Annotated in this window: 14 protein-coding genes and 4 tRNA genes; 7 read left to right on the top strand and 11 right to left on the bottom strand. The window is 41.0% G+C overall.

Features of this window, described 5'->3' with window-relative positions; translation table 11 throughout:
* Positions 1–200 precede the first annotated feature (200 nt).
* Positions 201–761: a YggT family protein gene (locus KPY62_RS07435; protein WP_228730612.1), complete on the top strand. Its 561-nt coding sequence runs from the start codon at positions 201–203 to the stop codon at positions 759–761.
* A 371-nt stretch (positions 762–1,132) separates the two neighbouring features.
* Here the strand turns inward: KPY62_RS07435 and KPY62_RS07430 are convergent, their stop codons facing one another.
* On the bottom strand, positions 1,133–1,942 hold the full coding sequence (locus KPY62_RS07430; RefSeq protein WP_216581437.1) for a hydroxymethylpyrimidine/phosphomethylpyrimidine kinase: 810 nt from the start codon (positions 1,940–1,942) through the stop codon (positions 1,133–1,135).
* A gap of 462 nt (positions 1,943–2,404) precedes the next feature.
* Here KPY62_RS07430 and KPY62_RS07425 point away from each other — a divergent pair.
* The 3 genes from KPY62_RS07425 (at position 2,405) to KPY62_RS07415 (ending at position 3,667) form a co-directional block, all read left to right on the top strand.
* Positions 2,405–2,494, top strand: a tRNA-Ser gene (locus KPY62_RS07425).
* Positions 2,495–2,677: 183 nt separating this feature from the next.
* Positions 2,678–2,754: transfer RNA gene (locus KPY62_RS07420), tRNA-Arg, on the top strand.
* 271 nt (positions 2,755–3,025) lie between these two features.
* Positions 3,026–3,667 carry an RDD family protein gene (locus KPY62_RS07415; RefSeq protein WP_216581436.1) on the top strand — a complete coding sequence of 214 codons (642 nt, stop codon included), beginning with the start codon at positions 3,026–3,028 and terminating at the stop codon, positions 3,665–3,667.
* 322 nt (positions 3,668–3,989) lie between these two features.
* Here KPY62_RS07415 and panD read toward each other — a convergent pair whose 3' ends face one another.
* From panD to KPY62_RS07365, 10 genes are all read right to left on the bottom strand, one after another.
* Positions 3,990–4,370 carry an aspartate 1-decarboxylase gene (panD, locus tag KPY62_RS07410; protein ID WP_216581435.1) on the bottom strand — a complete coding sequence of 127 codons (381 nt, stop codon included), beginning with the start codon at positions 4,368–4,370 and terminating at the stop codon, positions 3,990–3,992.
* 298 nt (positions 4,371–4,668) lie between these two features.
* Complete coding sequence (gene pth / locus KPY62_RS07405; protein ID WP_201621657.1) at positions 4,669–5,250, bottom strand: aminoacyl-tRNA hydrolase; 582 nt, start codon at positions 5,248–5,250, stop codon at positions 4,669–4,671.
* Positions 5,251–5,455: 205 nt separating this feature from the next.
* A complete protein-coding gene (locus tag KPY62_RS07400) occupies positions 5,456–6,145 on the bottom strand; it encodes a 50S ribosomal protein L25/general stress protein Ctc (protein WP_216581434.1) in 690 nt (229 codons plus the stop codon).
* A 285-nt stretch (positions 6,146–6,430) separates the two neighbouring features.
* Positions 6,431–7,378, bottom strand: coding sequence for a ribose-phosphate pyrophosphokinase (locus KPY62_RS07395; RefSeq protein WP_201621659.1), 948 nt, complete (start codon positions 7,376–7,378; stop codon positions 6,431–6,433).
* A gap of 108 nt (positions 7,379–7,486) precedes the next feature.
* Positions 7,487–7,561 (bottom strand) — tRNA-Gln (locus KPY62_RS07390).
* A gap of 225 nt (positions 7,562–7,786) precedes the next feature.
* A tRNA-Gln gene (locus KPY62_RS07385) sits at positions 7,787–7,861 on the bottom strand.
* A gap of 292 nt (positions 7,862–8,153) precedes the next feature.
* Entirely contained in the window at positions 8,154–8,609 is a 456-nt protein-coding gene (locus KPY62_RS07380; RefSeq protein ID WP_216581433.1) for a hypothetical protein, read from the bottom strand.
* 50 nt (positions 8,610–8,659) lie between these two features.
* Positions 8,660–9,613, bottom strand: coding sequence for a 4-(cytidine 5'-diphospho)-2-C-methyl-D-erythritol kinase (ispE, locus tag KPY62_RS07375; RefSeq protein ID WP_228730611.1), 954 nt, complete (start codon positions 9,611–9,613; stop codon positions 8,660–8,662).
* Positions 9,614–9,637: 24 nt separating this feature from the next.
* On the bottom strand, positions 9,638–10,285 hold the full coding sequence (gene lolB / locus KPY62_RS07370; RefSeq protein WP_416384031.1) for a lipoprotein insertase outer membrane protein LolB: 648 nt from the start codon (positions 10,283–10,285) through the stop codon (positions 9,638–9,640).
* Between the two features lie 178 nt (positions 10,286–10,463).
* A complete protein-coding gene (locus KPY62_RS07365) occupies positions 10,464–12,422 on the bottom strand; it encodes a tetratricopeptide repeat protein (RefSeq protein ID WP_216581432.1) in 1,959 nt (652 codons plus the stop codon).
* Between the two features lie 614 nt (positions 12,423–13,036).
* Between KPY62_RS07365 and hemA the strand changes: the two genes are divergently transcribed.
* From hemA to KPY62_RS07350, 3 genes are all read left to right on the top strand, one after another.
* On the top strand, positions 13,037–14,386 hold the full coding sequence (hemA, locus tag KPY62_RS07360; protein WP_216583220.1) for a glutamyl-tRNA reductase: 1,350 nt from the start codon (positions 13,037–13,039) through the stop codon (positions 14,384–14,386).
* Between the two features lie 645 nt (positions 14,387–15,031).
* Positions 15,032–16,171: an aminotransferase class V-fold PLP-dependent enzyme gene (locus KPY62_RS07355; RefSeq protein WP_216581431.1), complete on the top strand. Its 1,140-nt coding sequence runs from the start codon at positions 15,032–15,034 to the stop codon at positions 16,169–16,171.
* Between the two features lie 255 nt (positions 16,172–16,426).
* Entirely contained in the window at positions 16,427–16,864 is a 438-nt protein-coding gene (locus KPY62_RS07350; protein WP_216581430.1) for a YeeE/YedE family protein, read from the top strand.
* Positions 16,865–16,969: the final 105 nt, after the last annotated feature.

Genomic DNA, 16,969 nt, shown 5'->3' with positions numbered 1-16,969 from the left:
CTCAGCAAGTTAGAAAGCTTTTTAAGTCAGTGATATAAATTAGCAGTCATAGCAGCACATAATCTCTGCTATATTTAAAACTGACTACATTAGTACGGACTATAGTAGCCTTTACTATTGGTAAATGTTTAACATACCCTAACTCTTATTAGTCCAAATTCTATTACTATAGGCAAATCGAGTAGCACTTAATGAACGATATGTTATTACAAATTTTTGATTTGATTACCACCTTTGCGATGCTATTGGTGTTTATTCGCTTTATGCTGCAGTTTGCTGGAATGGATGCTAGCGAGCCGATGATTAGCCCCGCCTATAAAGCTACGCATATCGTCGATGTGTTTGGACGGATTTTTCCAACTGTAGGTCAAGGGCGTATTAGTATTGCCGCTATAGTGTTGATGTTTCTTATTCGCTTAATTGACATCGCTGGCAAGGCGGCGCTCGCTAATAAAGGCATTGCACCTATACCGCTATTTTTCCAAGGCTCGTTAAGTCTAATTTTAGACTTTTTGCGCATGTGTCGCTACGTAGTTATAGGCTCTATTATCGTCAGCTGGATTGTAGTGTTTACTCAGTCAGCCCACCCGATTATCGGTATTATCATGCGCTTAGCAGAGCCAATCTTGGCGCCGTTTCGTCGTATTACTCCCAACTTAGGGATGCTCGACTTATCACCAATCATGGCATTTTTTGCCTTCTATTTGATTGAGATTATGGTTGGCGCTATAGCTAACAGCTTGCTACCGATGCTAGGTTAAGCTGGCGAAGAGCAACTCATAAAATCAGCTAGTATCAGTCAATAAAAAGACGCTCTATTCATTAGTAGGGCGTCTTTTTTTAATGCTAAATACTAATACTAGCTAAATCCCAACTAAACACGAGTTAAATAATAAACAAACAGCCGCATTATCTTTGATCTGCATTTTTAGAGTGACGCTTTGATCCACTAGCCGCAATGTCTACTATTGTAGGTTCAACAAGCTGTAATACTAGCGCTAGCTGTTATAGTGAGTTTATTATAAAAACCATACAGCGAGATTGAGATCAGTTTTTGCAGCCTTTGGCGGCATACGCACAATAAACTAGAAAAACTTATCACAGTCTCACCTCATAAAGTGAGGCAGTTCTTTTATTTGGTATCGAATATATTAGTTACAAAGCGATTAGGTATCAGCTGAGCACTAGCATCATCAGGGTGTGGAGCGTCTGCCTGACTCAAGGTTTGACTGATCCATTGGTCAGCCGCCTTAACCGCATCAATCAGCTCGTCACCCTTAGCTAGGCGTCCAGCGATAAAGCTGGCTAGTGAGCAACCAGAGCCATGAAACTCACCTGGTAGGCGTGCTAAGGTGCTTTTATATACCATTTCACCTTGCAGATACAGATACTGCTCAATATCACCGCTATCGAAGTCGTGCGAGGTTTTTACTAGTACCGCCTGAGTACCTTGAGCGCACAGCTTTTGCGCACCAGTATGCAAGTCTTGTTCTCCGCTCAAAGCACGCAGTTCATGAGTGTTTGGGGTCAGCAAAGTAGCATAAGGTAGCAGTTTTCTGAATGCAGCTACCAAAGTGCGCTCATCGCCTAAGCTACCGCCACTATTAGCAACTAATACTGGATCTAAGACAAAAGGCGTGCCTTGATCAATAAGCCCTTGAGCAAACATATCAGTTAACATAGCGATATTGTCTGTAGTACCAAGCATACCTGACTTGATAACGCTAACAGGCAGGTCATCGAGCACGGCTATAGCTTGGGCTTTTACTAAATCTGCGGCACAAGCCTGAAAGCTAAATACTCGTTGCGAGCTTTGCACAGTGATTGCCGTACAAGCAATGGAAGCATGAGCACCTGCTTGACCAATGGCTTCGATGTCTGCTTGTAATCCTGCCCCACCTGAAGGATCTAATCCTGAAAAGCACAATACTACCGGACGCATAGCTTATCCTTATAAGTTATTATTAGTAATGATAGTTTATTTTTCGCTAAAAGCTTCTATTTCCATTAAAAGCTTCTGTTTTTGATTAAAGACCTGTGTTTTCGCTAAAGGTCTCTATGGCCACTAAAGACTTCTGTTTTTCTTCAATGATTTTTAATTTCTGCTAGTGACTATAGCTAGCTTGCTGCTAAAAAGCCATAGTAGGCAATTGCTGTTATTTCACTAAGGGTTCAAAGTTAGGATTATTAACTGGCTAATATGACATTTCGATGGTATTAACACCATTTTAGCGGCGCTAAAAGCCTTAAATTCGGTAATAAACCGTTATTATGCAAAAAGGTTGATTAAAGTGGCATCCAAGGCTTGCATTTCGTTTCGGCTTTGTTATAATACTCGCCCACGACTAGGACGTATCATTAGCATCGATACTGTATTCTATCTCATAGAAGTCTTATCTCGTTCGGTGAAGTGGGTGAGTGGCTGAAACCAGTTCCCTGCTAAGGAACCATACGTGTAAGCGTATCGAGGGTTCGAATCCCTCCTTCACCGCCATTTATTCGGTTATAATTAGATTTAAAATATAGTTTATCGATGTTAGCTTTTATGATAACCGCTAGATTAAAATAATTTAGCATATATCTTATAATTAGATTGACATCCGCTGTATTATCTATATAATGACCAACCTAATTTACTGCAAAAGTTAATCACTGCGCAGTAGATGATGTGCAATACGCGCCTGTAGCTCAGTTGGATAGAGCACTTGGCTACGAACTAAGGGGTCGGGAGTTCGAATCTCTCCAGGCGCACCATTTGCATTATCACTGCTTTAAAAGCAATACCTAAATCAATCGCCTGTCTTCTGACATTTTGGCGGTTTTTTTATGTCTGTCGATTTCATAGGTTATTGAACAGCGACTTGTCTTATATCAGTTTTATGCTCGCAGTAAGATAATGACTGAGATACTTAGCGGTTTGCTAAGCTCTGTTAAAGTACGCTAAACCGTGCAATTGCGGTACAATAGTCAATAGATAATCAAGCGTTAAGTCATCATCTACTCAGACCTTATAGAGTGCCAAAAAATGTCAAAAGCGACTGCAAAACCTAAGCTGAAGCGCAAAATGCAAGCTAACCGTCCTGCGGAAATTGAAGAGCCGAGCATCGCCAAACCTTCTGAGCGGGTCATAGCTATTGTCTATGATGGTATGTTGATATTGGCGCTGCTGTTCTTGGTTGGCACGGTGTTAACAGTTATTGGTACTTTACTGACTATGCAAACAGGTACCGACTCAGCGCAAGCGCAGTCATTGCCAACTTGGTATCAGAACTTTATTATGACTCCCTCATTTATTCTAACGCTAGTAGGGTTCTACGGCCTGTTTTGGCGTCGTGGTGGTCAAACCCTAGGGATGCAGACTTGGCGCCTTAAAACGGTTAATAACACCGGTCATCTATTGACTTGGGGACAGTCCTTTAAGCGTATTTTGGCAGCTTGTTTAATGCCTTTATTGTGCGGCATAATTGGTAGCTTAATAGGCGGATCGCGCCTGTTATTGTTACTCGGTGCGTTCTTTGGCTTAATGTTTAACTACATTTTTTGTCTATTCAACAGTCGTGGCTTAGCAGTACAAGATATGATATCTAATACTATTACCTTAAAAATGCCAAAAGTAGCACAAGAAGGCCTATGGAGCGGCTTTAGAAACCGTAAGAAAAATAAATAAAGGGTATAACAACTTTATTATAGGCTTAGCAACGGCTTAACTATCGCTAACCAGATCAAAATGTCCCATGGTTAACATTAAAAGTGCTAGAAAACATGATCAATAAAAAGGCATAAAAAAAGCTGAATCAAATGTAGATTCAGCTTTTTTATGCGCGCTCGTTAGGCACTCGCAAGTCATCATCTCTAATAAAAACTTAAGCAATTAATAAACTAAAAATATCATTTGGCTTATTAAATAAGTATTAAATTTAAACCTGCTTAACGCTCTCAAATAACTACTTAAATAATGATTCGAGAATTACCTAAAATAATAACCGCTGTTAAGCGACTTGTACCGGAATAATGTTAGCAGTATCTCTTACGGTATTATCTTCATTACAATAAACCAGTTTTGGCTGATAAATAGCTGCTTCAACTTCATCGAAATGAGCATAAGCGCAAATAATAACGATATCGCCTAAATCGGCCATATGGGCAGCAGCACCATTCAATGAGATGATACCTGAACCGGCTTCAGCACGAATAACATAAGTGCGAAAGCGTTTGCCATTAGTGACATTATAGATATCGATAGATTCGTTTTCGCGCAAACCGGCGAGATCTAATAAATCGCTATCAATACCACACGAGCCTTCATAATGTAACTCGGCATGGGTGACACGAGCGCGATGCAATTTGCATTTAAGCATGTTAAGTAGCATAAGTTGCTTCCTTAGTGTAACTGATATTAACTAACTGATATTAAATGGATTAACGACAGCTAATAAACGGATTAACTACAGCGTTAATGGGGACATGACTGATAAATTAAAGCTAAAGCTGCTATTAAAGCTTAAGCTGGCACTGTTAGCGGTGCAATAACCACTCACACTTAGCACTTAATAGTTGGCTATACTGACTGACCATAAATACTAGAGTAGATGGCAACATTGCATAACTTAGACAGTCAATGAAAGTCTAAAAAATAGCGGTTATTAAAACAGGGCATATCATACCGTGTCAAGCAGGTAGTTTAAAGCCATTAATTTGCTCGCGTGCGCGCTCAATTTTACCTTCTAATAATAATGGTAATGCTTCAAAGGCGGCTGTCAAAGCACTATCGATAGCGATCTGCTCATTAGGCGAAGCCTTTGAGAGTACATGACCACTGACTTTAGACTTATGTCCTGGATGACCTATACCTACACGTAGACGATGGAAATCACTGCCAATATGTGGGGTAATATCACGTAAACCATTATGACCACCATGACCACCATCCGTTTTTAACTTGATACTACCTGCAGGAATATCCAGCTCATCATGAGCGATTAGCAGCTGATCGTTATCAATATTATAAAAATTCACCATCGGTACTACTGACTGGCCAGACTTATTCATAAAGGTTAATGGTAACAACAGGCGCACATCAGAGCCGTGAATCTGACCACGACCAGTAACGCCATGGAATTTTTTGTCAGCAGATAAAGTGATATTGAACTGTTGTGCCAAATGTTGCACAAACCAGAAACCAGCATTATGACGAGTGAACATATACTCTTGACCGGGATTACCAAGACCAACGATAAGCTTTATAGACATAACAATACTCAGTGTAGCTATTAGTAGGAAAGGTGAGAATTACCTTATGCTTAGGACATACGTTTTGAAAAAGTAACGTTAAAATTAGTTTTTCAAAACGTAATTACAAAAACAGCAGGAGATAATTATCTCCTGCTGTTTTCTAACGCAACTAACTTCTGTCATAGGGTATTTAACAAAATACTATATGAGAAGATAAGTTCTATTATTCGCCGTCTTTATCTTCGCTAGCCGCTTTATCGCTTTGCTCAGTAGCTGGAACTTCAGCTGCATCAACGTCATCTGCGTCTTCATCAACTTCTTCAACTGTTGGTGGCTGCATGTTGACGATAGTACGGTCGTGTGCATCTTCCATGTCGAGATCAAAGATGATAACGCCTTCAGGCAATTTGATGTCTGATAAACGGAAAAGATCACCAATTTCCATAGCAGATACATCTATTTCTAGATATTCAGGTAGCTGTGATGGTAAGCAAACGATTTCGATATCAGTAACTAGCGTTGATAGAATACCACCAGCTTTAGTACCAGGCGCTTCTTCACGACCTGCAAAATGAACAGGGATGTTCATGTTGATTTTTTGACCTTTTACAATGCGCTGAAAGTCAGCATGCATTGGAAAGCCTTTAGCTGGATGACGCTGTAATGCTTTGATAACAACTTGATGCTCACTACCTGTATCAAGAGTAATAGTCAAAATCTGTGAAAAGAAGGCTTCATATTCAAGCGACTTTACTAGTTCATTGATTTTGATTGAAATGGTAGTTGGCTCTTCGCCACCGCCATAAATGATTGCAGGAACTAAATTCTGCTTACGTAGGCGGCGGCTCGCACCTTTACCTTGTTGTTCTGCAGAACGATCAACTGCGTTTATTGCAAAATGGTCAATGCTCATGGTTATAATCCTATAAAGAATAAGTGAAGTATCTGCTAGTAACTCTATGGATTTGCGACCAATCCACTATTGTACTAACAGCACTTTTTTGTGTTACCGGACTCATAAAGCCCAAATGGTTAACACAGGCGCGCATTATACGTGGTTTTGTAGTAATAATAAAGGCTTACAAAAAAATCCAGCGCTAAAGAATAACTTTTAGCGCTGGATTTATAACTAATTTGTCGTCTTTAACCGTAGATACTATCAATAGAGGCGCTAATGATCATAGGCAACTAGTCACTACTAAACATCAAACATAGCACTGATAGACTCTTCGTTATTGATACGACGTAAGCTCTCAGCTAGCATAGGAGCGATAGATATTTGACGTATTTTACTACAAGCAGCAGCAGCTGCAGAAAGTGGAATAGTATCGGTAACTACGATTTCATCCAATGCCGACTCGCTGATGTTCTTCAGCGCATCACCTGATAATACTGGGTGAGTGATATAAGCCATTACACGACGAGCGCCGCTATCTTTTAGGGCTTGAGCCGCTTTACAGAGCGTTCCCGCTGTATCGACCATATCATCAACAATCACACAATCACGGTCACGGACATCACCAATGATGTTCATTACTTGTGATTCGTTAGCACGCGCACGACGCTTATCGATGATAGCCAAATCACTATCGCCTAATTGCTTGGCCATAGCGCGAGCACGTACTACGCCACCAACATCAGGAGAAACTACCATGATGTTGTCATAATCTTGTTTTAATAGGTCATTGAGTAGTACAGGAGTAGCGTAGATGTTGTCTACTGGAATATCGAAAAAACCCTGAATTTGATCAGAATGTAGATCAACAGTCATCACTCGATCAATACTAACAATGTTGAGCATATCAGCAACAACTTTGGCAGAAATAGGCACTCGAGCAGAACGGGGACGACGGTCTTGACGAGCATAACCAAAGTAGGGCATCACTGCAGTGATACGACCAGCACTTGAGCGACGCAAAGCGTCAGCCATCATCATGATTTCCATGAGATTGTCATTAGTAGGGGAGCAAGTAGGTTGCATGATAAACACATCTTTTCCGCGCACGTGTTCTTTGATTTCTACCGCAATTTCGCCGTCAGAAAAACGTGTGATATCAGCTTTACCAAGAGGGATATGAAGGTGGTCGGCTACTGTTTTCGCTAATTCAGGGTGGGCATTACCCGTAAAAATCGCCAAATAAGGCATGACTGAAGTCCTATTGAGTGACTCAAGCAGCGACCGCTAAGCAGTGTCAAACTGCTCAAATTCAGAAAAGAGTGGAGAACGTAGTTAGTGATGTTGTGCACTAAAAAATGGTAGGGGTAGCTGGACTCGAACCAACGGTGTCAGGATCAAAACCTGATGCCTTACCAACTTGGCTATACCCCTGTATTGTACATACAGACACTTTAAATAATAGTTATTTAAAATGCTATTACTTAACAAGTCGTCTTATCGCTATTATATAGTAGCTGATAGTCAACTTTCATTAACGGTGTTCGTTGCGAACTATACCGAAAACAGGTGGGTGTTGTCAATTGCTATCATTCAGTTAATCGCTTAACGGATGTCAAAAACTTAGCAAGATAACCCATATAACATGAACTAATAATATGGTAGGGGTAGCTGGACTCGAACCAACGGTGTCAGGATCAAAACCTGATGCCTTACCAACTTGGCTATACCCCTATTGAGGCGACCTATTATAAGTAAATTTTCAGATTTTGCAAGCGCTTTGCGCCTTTTTCTGGCTTTTATTCGTAATAGGGTAAAAATAAAACGGATGTTGAGTTAATGAGAATTTATACACTGTCTTTATGATAATTTTATTTACACGCTATAGGCAGTGTTTGGTCGAAGTTTTAGCTTGTATAAGCTAAAGATTTGGCAAATCTCTGACATCCATGAACTGTGAACCCAAAAATTGGATATATCTATTTTCCAAACATTTAGGATCTGCTTGTTGCTCAAAATCGTAATCTTAGTTAGGATTGTATTTTCCGCCGTCTAAGGGTCCATTAGTAAATAGCTCAGTGTTCAAAGGTATATCAACGCCATTGGCTGTCAGAGTCTGTGTCTCTTCATTCCAAGTGGTTATACCATGAGGAAAAACAGGAACGTTAAGTCTATCAGCGTTTTGGATAAGCAAACATCCATCTTTCATAACTAAAGTACCGCCCATAGCGGGTTCTATTTCCGCACCATGCTCATATGGATAAGTAAAAAACTTAGCATATGGCTTATTTTCAGAGTCGCTAATGCTGACATCACTAGCCATGTTATCGATAGATACTTTTGGCTCAGGTAACGTGACGTTTTGAGTATCGGGATTGACTACCGAAGAGGGTGAAGGCGAATCGGTATTACTGGTACAGCCAGTCATTGATATTAAGAGAGTCAAGATAATTATAGAGCGTGTAGAACAACCTGTTTTCATTATAAATGACCTTTATATTAAGAACATTGCTTTATCACTACCGTCCAAACTCATAAACTCCCAACTATATATCCAGTACAAGGTGCCTCTTCAAGCCACTTTGCCAAAAGCTTTTCATCACTGCCAACACTCGCATCCAATGGTAAAAACACCGCGCTGCCAGAGCCAGTCATGCGTGCTGTGCCTAATGCTACTTTCTGTAATCTTTGCAAATACTTTAGTGCCTCATCAACCTCAGGAGCGAGGTTCGTCACCACTGGGGTAAATACATTTTGATAAGGCGCTATCAGATTTTGTGTATAGGCAGTAAATTGATGTTTAATAGTGGCAACCGATATTGACGCCATATCACGCTGCAATTTTGCATGAGCAAATAGTTTAGCGGTATCGATATGAGCGTCAGGTGTCAGTAGTAAATAGTGTTGATCTGGCAAATCAATGGCAGTCAGCTGCTCGCCAATACCCGTAGCGATAGCATCTTGACCAAAGATAAATATTGGCACATCTGCGCCAATCGTAGCACCGATTTTTATCCGTTCATTTTTATCAAAGTTAAGCTGCCAAATCTCATTTAATGCTAATAAGGTAGTCGCGGCATTAGATGAGCCACCGCCTAAACCTGCGCCCATTGGGAGACGCTTGTCTAAAGTGACTTGTACTTGGGGTAGCTGCTTAGGTAGTTTGTTTGACTGTATGGCAGACGCTACTAGTGCGCGTGCCGCCTTAAAGATTAGATTGTCTTCTATGCTAGTAGTTATCGCATCTGCACCTGTTAACACCAACAACTGACTACATAGCTTATTAATGTCTAAAGAGCCATCAATATTTACTACTTTGTCTGTTAATAAAAAGTGCAGATAATCACCCCAATCAAGCAGCCGGAAAACCGTTTGCAAGTTGTGATAGCCATCAGCACGTTTGCCCGTAATGTGCAAAAACAAATTAATCTTGGCCGGTGACAAACGAGTAATCGAGCTGTTTGAAATGTTATGGTCTGAAATCATAAATAAATATACTAGTAAAAAAGCTTATTGATTTTGATGATTGATAGTCATCACTACTTTATGACCGGCTGGTTGCATGGCACTGATCTTATTAGGCAGCTTGTCATTACCTTTATAGCTGAAGCTAGCCGTCCAATCACCATTGATTGAGCTGATTAATCGGCCTTGACTATCCAGCTGCGGAGCACTATCTGAGGGTGCAGAACGACCAGAGATCCAATACGGCATTTGCGAGATAGGGGCTTGCCAGCCCGTAGCTTTTTGTAGCAAGGTTTCAGGGTTATCAGCGCTCAAAGTGCCCGTCTTTTCACTGACTAAGGTTGCGGTCTTACCATCATACTGTATGTTGGTCTTGCCGATACCTAGCGCACCAATCAGTTCAATAGCGAAACGATCATTTTGCTGACCCCAAGCATAAAAGGCGCTGCCACCTTGTGCGGTAGTATTATTAGCACTGTCGGCCGGGGTAGTCACGCCGATTTTACCATTGATATTAAAGTCACTTAGCTTTTGCACTGGCATAGTAGTAGGAGTAGTGGCTACTTGGTTCTTGGGTAGCGACTGACAACCGGAAATCATTAATAATGTGGCACTTGCTACAGCAATAGCCATTAATTTTACTGGTTTATGTTGAGTTATATTTGGCTGAGCTAGCTTTAATAGTAATGACATCATTATTCCTCAAAAGTGATAGTTCAAGTTCTGCAAAATTAAAAACACAGCGAATTAGTAGAGTCTGCACAACAGAAAGCTAGCTTAAGCTACCTATGTTACTTATTTATGGATGGTTGTTAGCTTGTTATTACCGACTTGTGCTATCCCTATTGAAAACCACGGTTATAACAACCTCTTAATAAAGTTGTACTCGGTCATTAACGTTGTGCTGACCGAACGAAAAACGTTGTTGTAAATCAGCTAATAAGGCTTCGACTTTATCATTAGCCCCTAAGCCTTGATAAGCACGTAACAGTAGCTCACCTGAGCGCAAGGTAGGTAGTACATCGTAAGGGGTTTGCAAATAATCGATAACTTGCGCGTAGTTTTCAGTGGCAAGAGCGTTGCTAGCAAGTAGATTAAGTGCTTGTAGTTGCAGCTCATTGTCATAACGTGAATCATCATAGCGTATTTGAATAATGTTCTTTGCCAGCTCTAAGCCTTGCTCTGAGCTACGATTATTGGCTAATAGTAGCTGGGCATAACTGAGCTGGTAAGACAAGTTGCTAGGGTCTAACGCTTGCAAATGATTGAGCAAAGTACGTTTTATTAAGTAATCTTTACTGTCATCGAGTAGTTGCGCACGGGCGAATAGAATTAGCTCATTGTCTGGATACTTACGACTGACACGAGTTAATAACTGCAGGGCTTTTTCGGCTTCGTTATGCTGCCATAAAATATCAGCTTGCATCACATAACTATCAGGCGCGAACACAGGATACTGTTGGCGCAACAGCTGTAGAGTATTGATCGCTCCTTCGATATTATCGTTAAGCAGCTCAAAGGAGACTACTTTTTCGCGTGCTGCTAATACTAGATCCTCACGCATCACCGCATTTAAGTAGTATTTAGCTTGCTCAAAGCGCTGTTGACGCTCAGCGCTTATCCCCAAATAATAATAGGCCTGATCAAGATATGCTGGACTCTTGACTAAAATATTTAACAGTTGATCGGCAGTACGATACTGCTCGACATCCAAACTTACTAAGGCCGCTAATAAAGTAATCTCATTGTCATCATCAAAACGATTTTGCGCTTTTAACAATAGCTCCCACGCTTGCTGACTTTGTTTCAGATCGAGTAGATATCTAATTTCGTACAAGTATAAGTTTTTGCTATCAGGGTTACGTAAGCGGGCTTGGTTGACGTAGCTGAGTACGGTTTCAGTAGGCTCTATCTTGCGCAAGATATCTGCTTTTAGAGTAATGAAGGGGACGTAATCAGGCTGCGTAAGCAAAGCGCGATTTATATGAATAAGCGCATTCTGCGGATCATTAAACTGATTAAGCAAACCAGCTTTCAGTACTGACAATGAAGCATTCTGCTGACTATCAATAGGCTGTAGAGCGGCAAGTAACTCGCGCTGATCGTCATTATTTTCAGGATAAATCCCTATTAAAATCTCGCTTAGATCTGCTCGTGGATCATAACGCAGGATACGATTAAGGGTTTCACCTGCTAAAGTGTAGTCATGCGCTTTTAGCGCTAAGTGTGCCACATAAAACCAAGCAGGAACATGATCAGGGTTTTGGTCTTGCCAGCTCTTAGCAAAATCTAATGAGTCATGCACATCTTCATTATTTAATGAAAAGCCAAGGGCACGTTCGAAGACAGCAGTAGCATCTTCTTTAAAGGATTGCTGCTTGTATAAAACCAAAGCGCGACGAGTGTTACCACGATTAGCTGCAAACTCAGCGTCCAGCAACGCATATAAGCTCGGCTCACTGAGTGGCGGCCGAGATTGCTTAGTTAAATCTAACCCTACAGGAACAGCTGTAGTAGCGGAAGAATTACTAAGGTCGGTATGCAGCGTAATTTTAGTATCGCTAGTTACCGTATTAGTAGTAGCGGTGCTGGCTTGTGGTTTTTCAGAACTACTACGCGGTAGTATAGCTTCGAGCAAAGGGCTAAATATATGAGCATGAGCGTAACAGGGCGTAGCTAAACACAGACAAGCTGCCAACAACAAGGTCAGCTTGCGGCGCTGCTGTAAACGCTTAATAATAGCGTTTAATAGAGTACTAATGCCAAACGGATTGTCGTCGGCATAGTCAAACGCTAATCTTGATCGATAAAGAAACTTAAAAAAGTCCATAGACAGTCATACTTATCCATAAAAACAGTCAATAATCAAATCTAAGTATAAAAGCAGATGACTTTGCTAAACAAGAGTACTCCTGTTACTTATAGTCTGTCTTTAGCAAGTTTATAAGGTTAAGATTACTAGTATCTTAGTTAACGCCCTAAGGCGATAGCCTTTGCCCTGATTGCCTTACTGCTGCTATGTGCATCTGTTAAGTAGAGCTTAGATTCAGTCCATGCGCTATTAAAGTCAATAGTAATAAAGTCTAATTTAGCATTAGCGGTAATGGGTACGGATAGTAAGAATTAAAAGTGTTGTGGCAGTTGATTTGTGCCCTGCTTGCCCAGATAAACACAATCAGTGCTGGCGCAGTAGGCTAAGTATTAAATAAAGCAGGTAACAATGATATAATAATCAGCTTTGTATTTGCTATAACACCTTTTCGAGCAGCGGCTATTTTAGTTAACGCTGCTGTCAACCTATTCAAATTAATAACGTCATAGCTGCTATTGCCGACTAATTGTCGTATCGTCAGTGGCTAGTTAGCGGATTACTGTTGTTAGCCAATAACTTGCTATAACTGGGCTAACAGGTAAAATGAGCGTTATATTTATGGTCTATAAATGATGAGATTAGTGGTCATCGGGGTCAATCACAAAACTGCACCAGTCGCTTTACGTGAGCGCTTGGCGTTTGTGGGTAACGATTTGAACACTGCTTTGACTGAGTTAAAGGTTTTTACCGATGGCAGCGTCATTGTGTCAACCTGCAACCGTACCGAAATCTATGTCCTAGTCCCACAATCAGTACCGCAATTGGCTAGTACAGAATCTAGCCCTAATAATAGCTCAGCTACTATGACTGCAGCAACGGATGAGCATATTATTACCATCAAAAAATGGCTAGCTAAATTCAAAAACATAGCTGTTTCTGAGATCGAGCCCTTTTTGTATGTGCACCGAGATACGCACGCCTTGACGCACTGGCTACGAGTTGCCGCTGGTCTAGACTCTATGATCTTAGGCGAGCCGCAGATATTGGGTCAGATCAAACAAGCGGTACACTTATCACAGACAGAGCACGCCGTCAGCTCTCAGTTAGGTTGGCTGATAGACCAAGTATTTGCGGCCGCCAAACGAGTACGTAATGAGACTAATGTCGGCGCACAAGCCGTATCGCTTGGCTTTGCTGCCGCCAAACTAGTTACTCAAATCTTCGATAACCTGCCCAGTCGGACGCTATTAGTCGTCGCTGCTGGCGAGATGAATCGTTTGGTGACTATGCACATTGCTGGGCTTGGGGTGGGGCGGATCATCATCTGTAACCGCAGTCCTGAGCGAGCAGAAGCACTAGCAGCTGAGCTACGTCAAGCCAACCGTAGCGTCGAAGTTCGCAGACTAGACGAGTTACCGCAACTGCTAGCAGAAGCAGATATTGTCAGTAGCTGTAGTGGTAGCATGGCGGTACTCATTGACAAAAATATGACCGCACAAGCACTAAAAAGTCGCCGTTATCAGCCAATGTTGATGATAGATTTGGCAGTGCCTCGCGACATTGACTCTACTATTAGTCGGATGGATGACGTTTATCTTTACTCTATAGATGATTTACAGCATGTGATTGCTGGTAATTTAGAACAGCGTAGACAGGCGGCAGTCGATGCTGAGCTACTAGTCAGTCAATTGGTAGTTGAAATGGAACGCCAGTTTCAAGTACGAAAAGTTGGAGCCCATATACAGCAGTATCGCACTAATACTCACGTACAAGTACAGCAGCTACTCACGGCTACTCTTAAGCAAGTTGAGAATGGAGAAGTCGACACCGAAGCGGCGATTATCGAATTGTCACGACAACTCACTCAGACTTTGACTCATGCTCCTTCGAAGCTAATGCGTAAAGCCGCTCGTGAAGGGGACAGTCAATTGCTTGATTTTGTGGTTTCCGGTCTACATGATTCTTATCGTAAGCGGCGATAACAACGGACCCTTGTTAACCCTAATTATCAATGCTAGGATAATAAGCTCAATATTGTTTTCAAAACGCTAATAGTTAATGACAACAGTCTGAAATTCTGTTAATTTAAAGCTTATTATTAAGCCAATATAGTTCTAATTATTTAAAAGACTTAGTTAATAGGTTAAGCGGATAGTGTTGACTTAGCCCGTCCTACTAAGAGCACCATATAAGAATTGATAGCATCAGTCAGCAGTATTGATAGCGGTTGTTACTGATGAGTAATTGCTAACTTTAACTATAAACAACCAGTATTCATTATCCTCTGTTTGCCACTGCGCAACAACTATAATGATGCTGATGCTAAACGCAGCCTTGTGTACAGCATAAATTGCCAACGGCAATAGCGCTAGGATAAAGTGCTATATCGTCAACTTCCTGTTGCACCCTCTTTTAATACTCCAGTAGTAACGTCATAAGTATTATCGATAAATAATCAGCATTACTCATTTTATGTATTTTATTTAATACATCTATGTCTGAAATTTATTGATAATTTAGTTTGAGTTACCACCAAATAGTAGCTAAACAACCACTATCTACAAAAATAGTATCAACACATTAATTGACTATCGGTAAATAACTTAACCACAAACAAGGAACGTCCTATGTCTGCATTACTTAAAGATATTGATCCAGAAGGTTTATTAGAATATTCAGTAGTTTATACTGACCGTGCCCTAAATCATATGTCAGGCTCATTCCAGCAAGTGATGAATGACTTGTCTCGTGATCTAAAAGCAGTTTATAAAGCTGAAGCCGTTGCTATCATTCCAGGTGCTGGTACTTTCGGTATGGAAGCCGTTGCTGCTCAGCTAGCTCGTGATCAAGATTGTTTAATCATTCGCAATGGTTGGTTCAGCTATCGTTGGACGCAAATTTTAGAAAAAAACAACCTTGGCAAAACGACTACTGTTTTGGCTGCTGAACGCACTGATGATAGTGAAGCTCCTAAGCCATTTGCTCCTATTGATATCGAAACTGCTGTTGCCCAAATTAAAGAGCATAAGCCTGGTATCGTTTTTGCCCCACACGTTGAAACTTCAGCTGGTATTATCTTACCGAATCATTATATCAAAGCCTTAGCAGAAGCTACGCACAGCGTTGGTGGCTTACTAGTTATCGATTGTATCGCCTCAGGTTGTATCTGGTTAGATATGAAAGATCTAGGTATTGACGTACTTATTAGTGCCCCGCAAAAAGGTTGGAGCAGTACTCCTTGTGCCGGTATAGTTATGATGAGTGAAGCGGCTGTCAAAAAAGTAGAAACTACTGAATCTAATAGCTTTAGCCTTGACTTAAAGCAGTGGTTGACGATCATGCGTGCCTTTGAAAATGGTGGCCATGCTTATCATGCTACTATGCCAACCGATAGCTTACGTCAGTTCCGTGACACAGTTAACGAAGCCAAAGAAATTGGCTTAGATAAATTATGTGATGCGCAGTGGGAACTTGGTAACCGTATCCGTCACGTATTAGAGTCTAACGGTTTTGAAAGTGTGGCTGCTGAAGGCTATAAAGCCCCAGGCGTAGTGGTTTCTTACACTGGCCGTGATGATATTCATAAAGGGAGTGTCTTCGCTGAACTTGGTATGCAAATCGCTGCTGGTGTACCGCTTAAATGTGGTGAGCCTGATAGCTTTAAGACTTTTCGTCTAGGTCTATTCGGTTTTGATAAGCTACAAGATATCGACGGTACTGTTGAGCGTTTTGAGTCAGTACTTAACCAAGTACTTTCTATGGCTTAATACCTTAGAAAGCACAGACAGCTTAAAAGTTAGCAACAAGCTCACTAGTTTGTTTTAACCCTTGTCTTAGCTGAACACCATACTGGGCCTTAATGACTTAAGGTTCAGTATTTTTTTACCTATTTATTATACTTTATTATATAATGTATAATTATAAATCAATGACTAGTGAATAGTTACTGTCAATTGACTGACAATCAGCAATTAAACGGTATGTGCAAACAATAATGTCAATAATAAAGTAGGTAGATGGCGATGAGTATCCAAGTAGACTGGCAAGCTTTTACCCCTATCTCATTAGTTGGCGGTGTAATAATAGGCGTGGCAACCGTCATCCTGTTATTAGGTATTGGTCGAGTGGCCGGTATTAGTGGTATTGCCTCCAGCTTGCTTAAGCCTAAACGAGTAGAGGCTTGGCAAGTATTATTTGTATTAGGGCTTATCGTATCGCCACTCCTATATCAGCTAGTCGCACCGCTAGCGGAGGTAAAAGTAACTAGCTCCTTGCCACTGTTAATTGGTGCCGGATTATTAGTTGGCTTTGGCACTCGCTTAGGCTCAGGTTGTACTAGTGGTCATGGTATCTGTGGTAATGCGCGCTTATCCCCACGCTCTATGGCGGCGACAGTGACCTTTATGCTGTTTGGCATTATTACGGTCTATGTAGGTCGGCAAATATTTGGGCTAATTTAGCTAATTTAATAGTTACTGGGCGCTAAATGTCGCCGAGCAATAGCTATTAACTTTTAACTTTTAACTTTTAACTTTTAACAGATAATCATAAACCATAAACCATGA

It is taken from the genome of Psychrobacter sp. TAE2020 (genome assembly GCF_018919485.1).
Classification (GTDB): Bacteria; Pseudomonadota; Gammaproteobacteria; order Pseudomonadales; family Moraxellaceae; genus Psychrobacter.
Note: the sequence above shows the minus strand (reverse complement) of the source record. Positions and strands in the feature narration are given on the sequence as shown.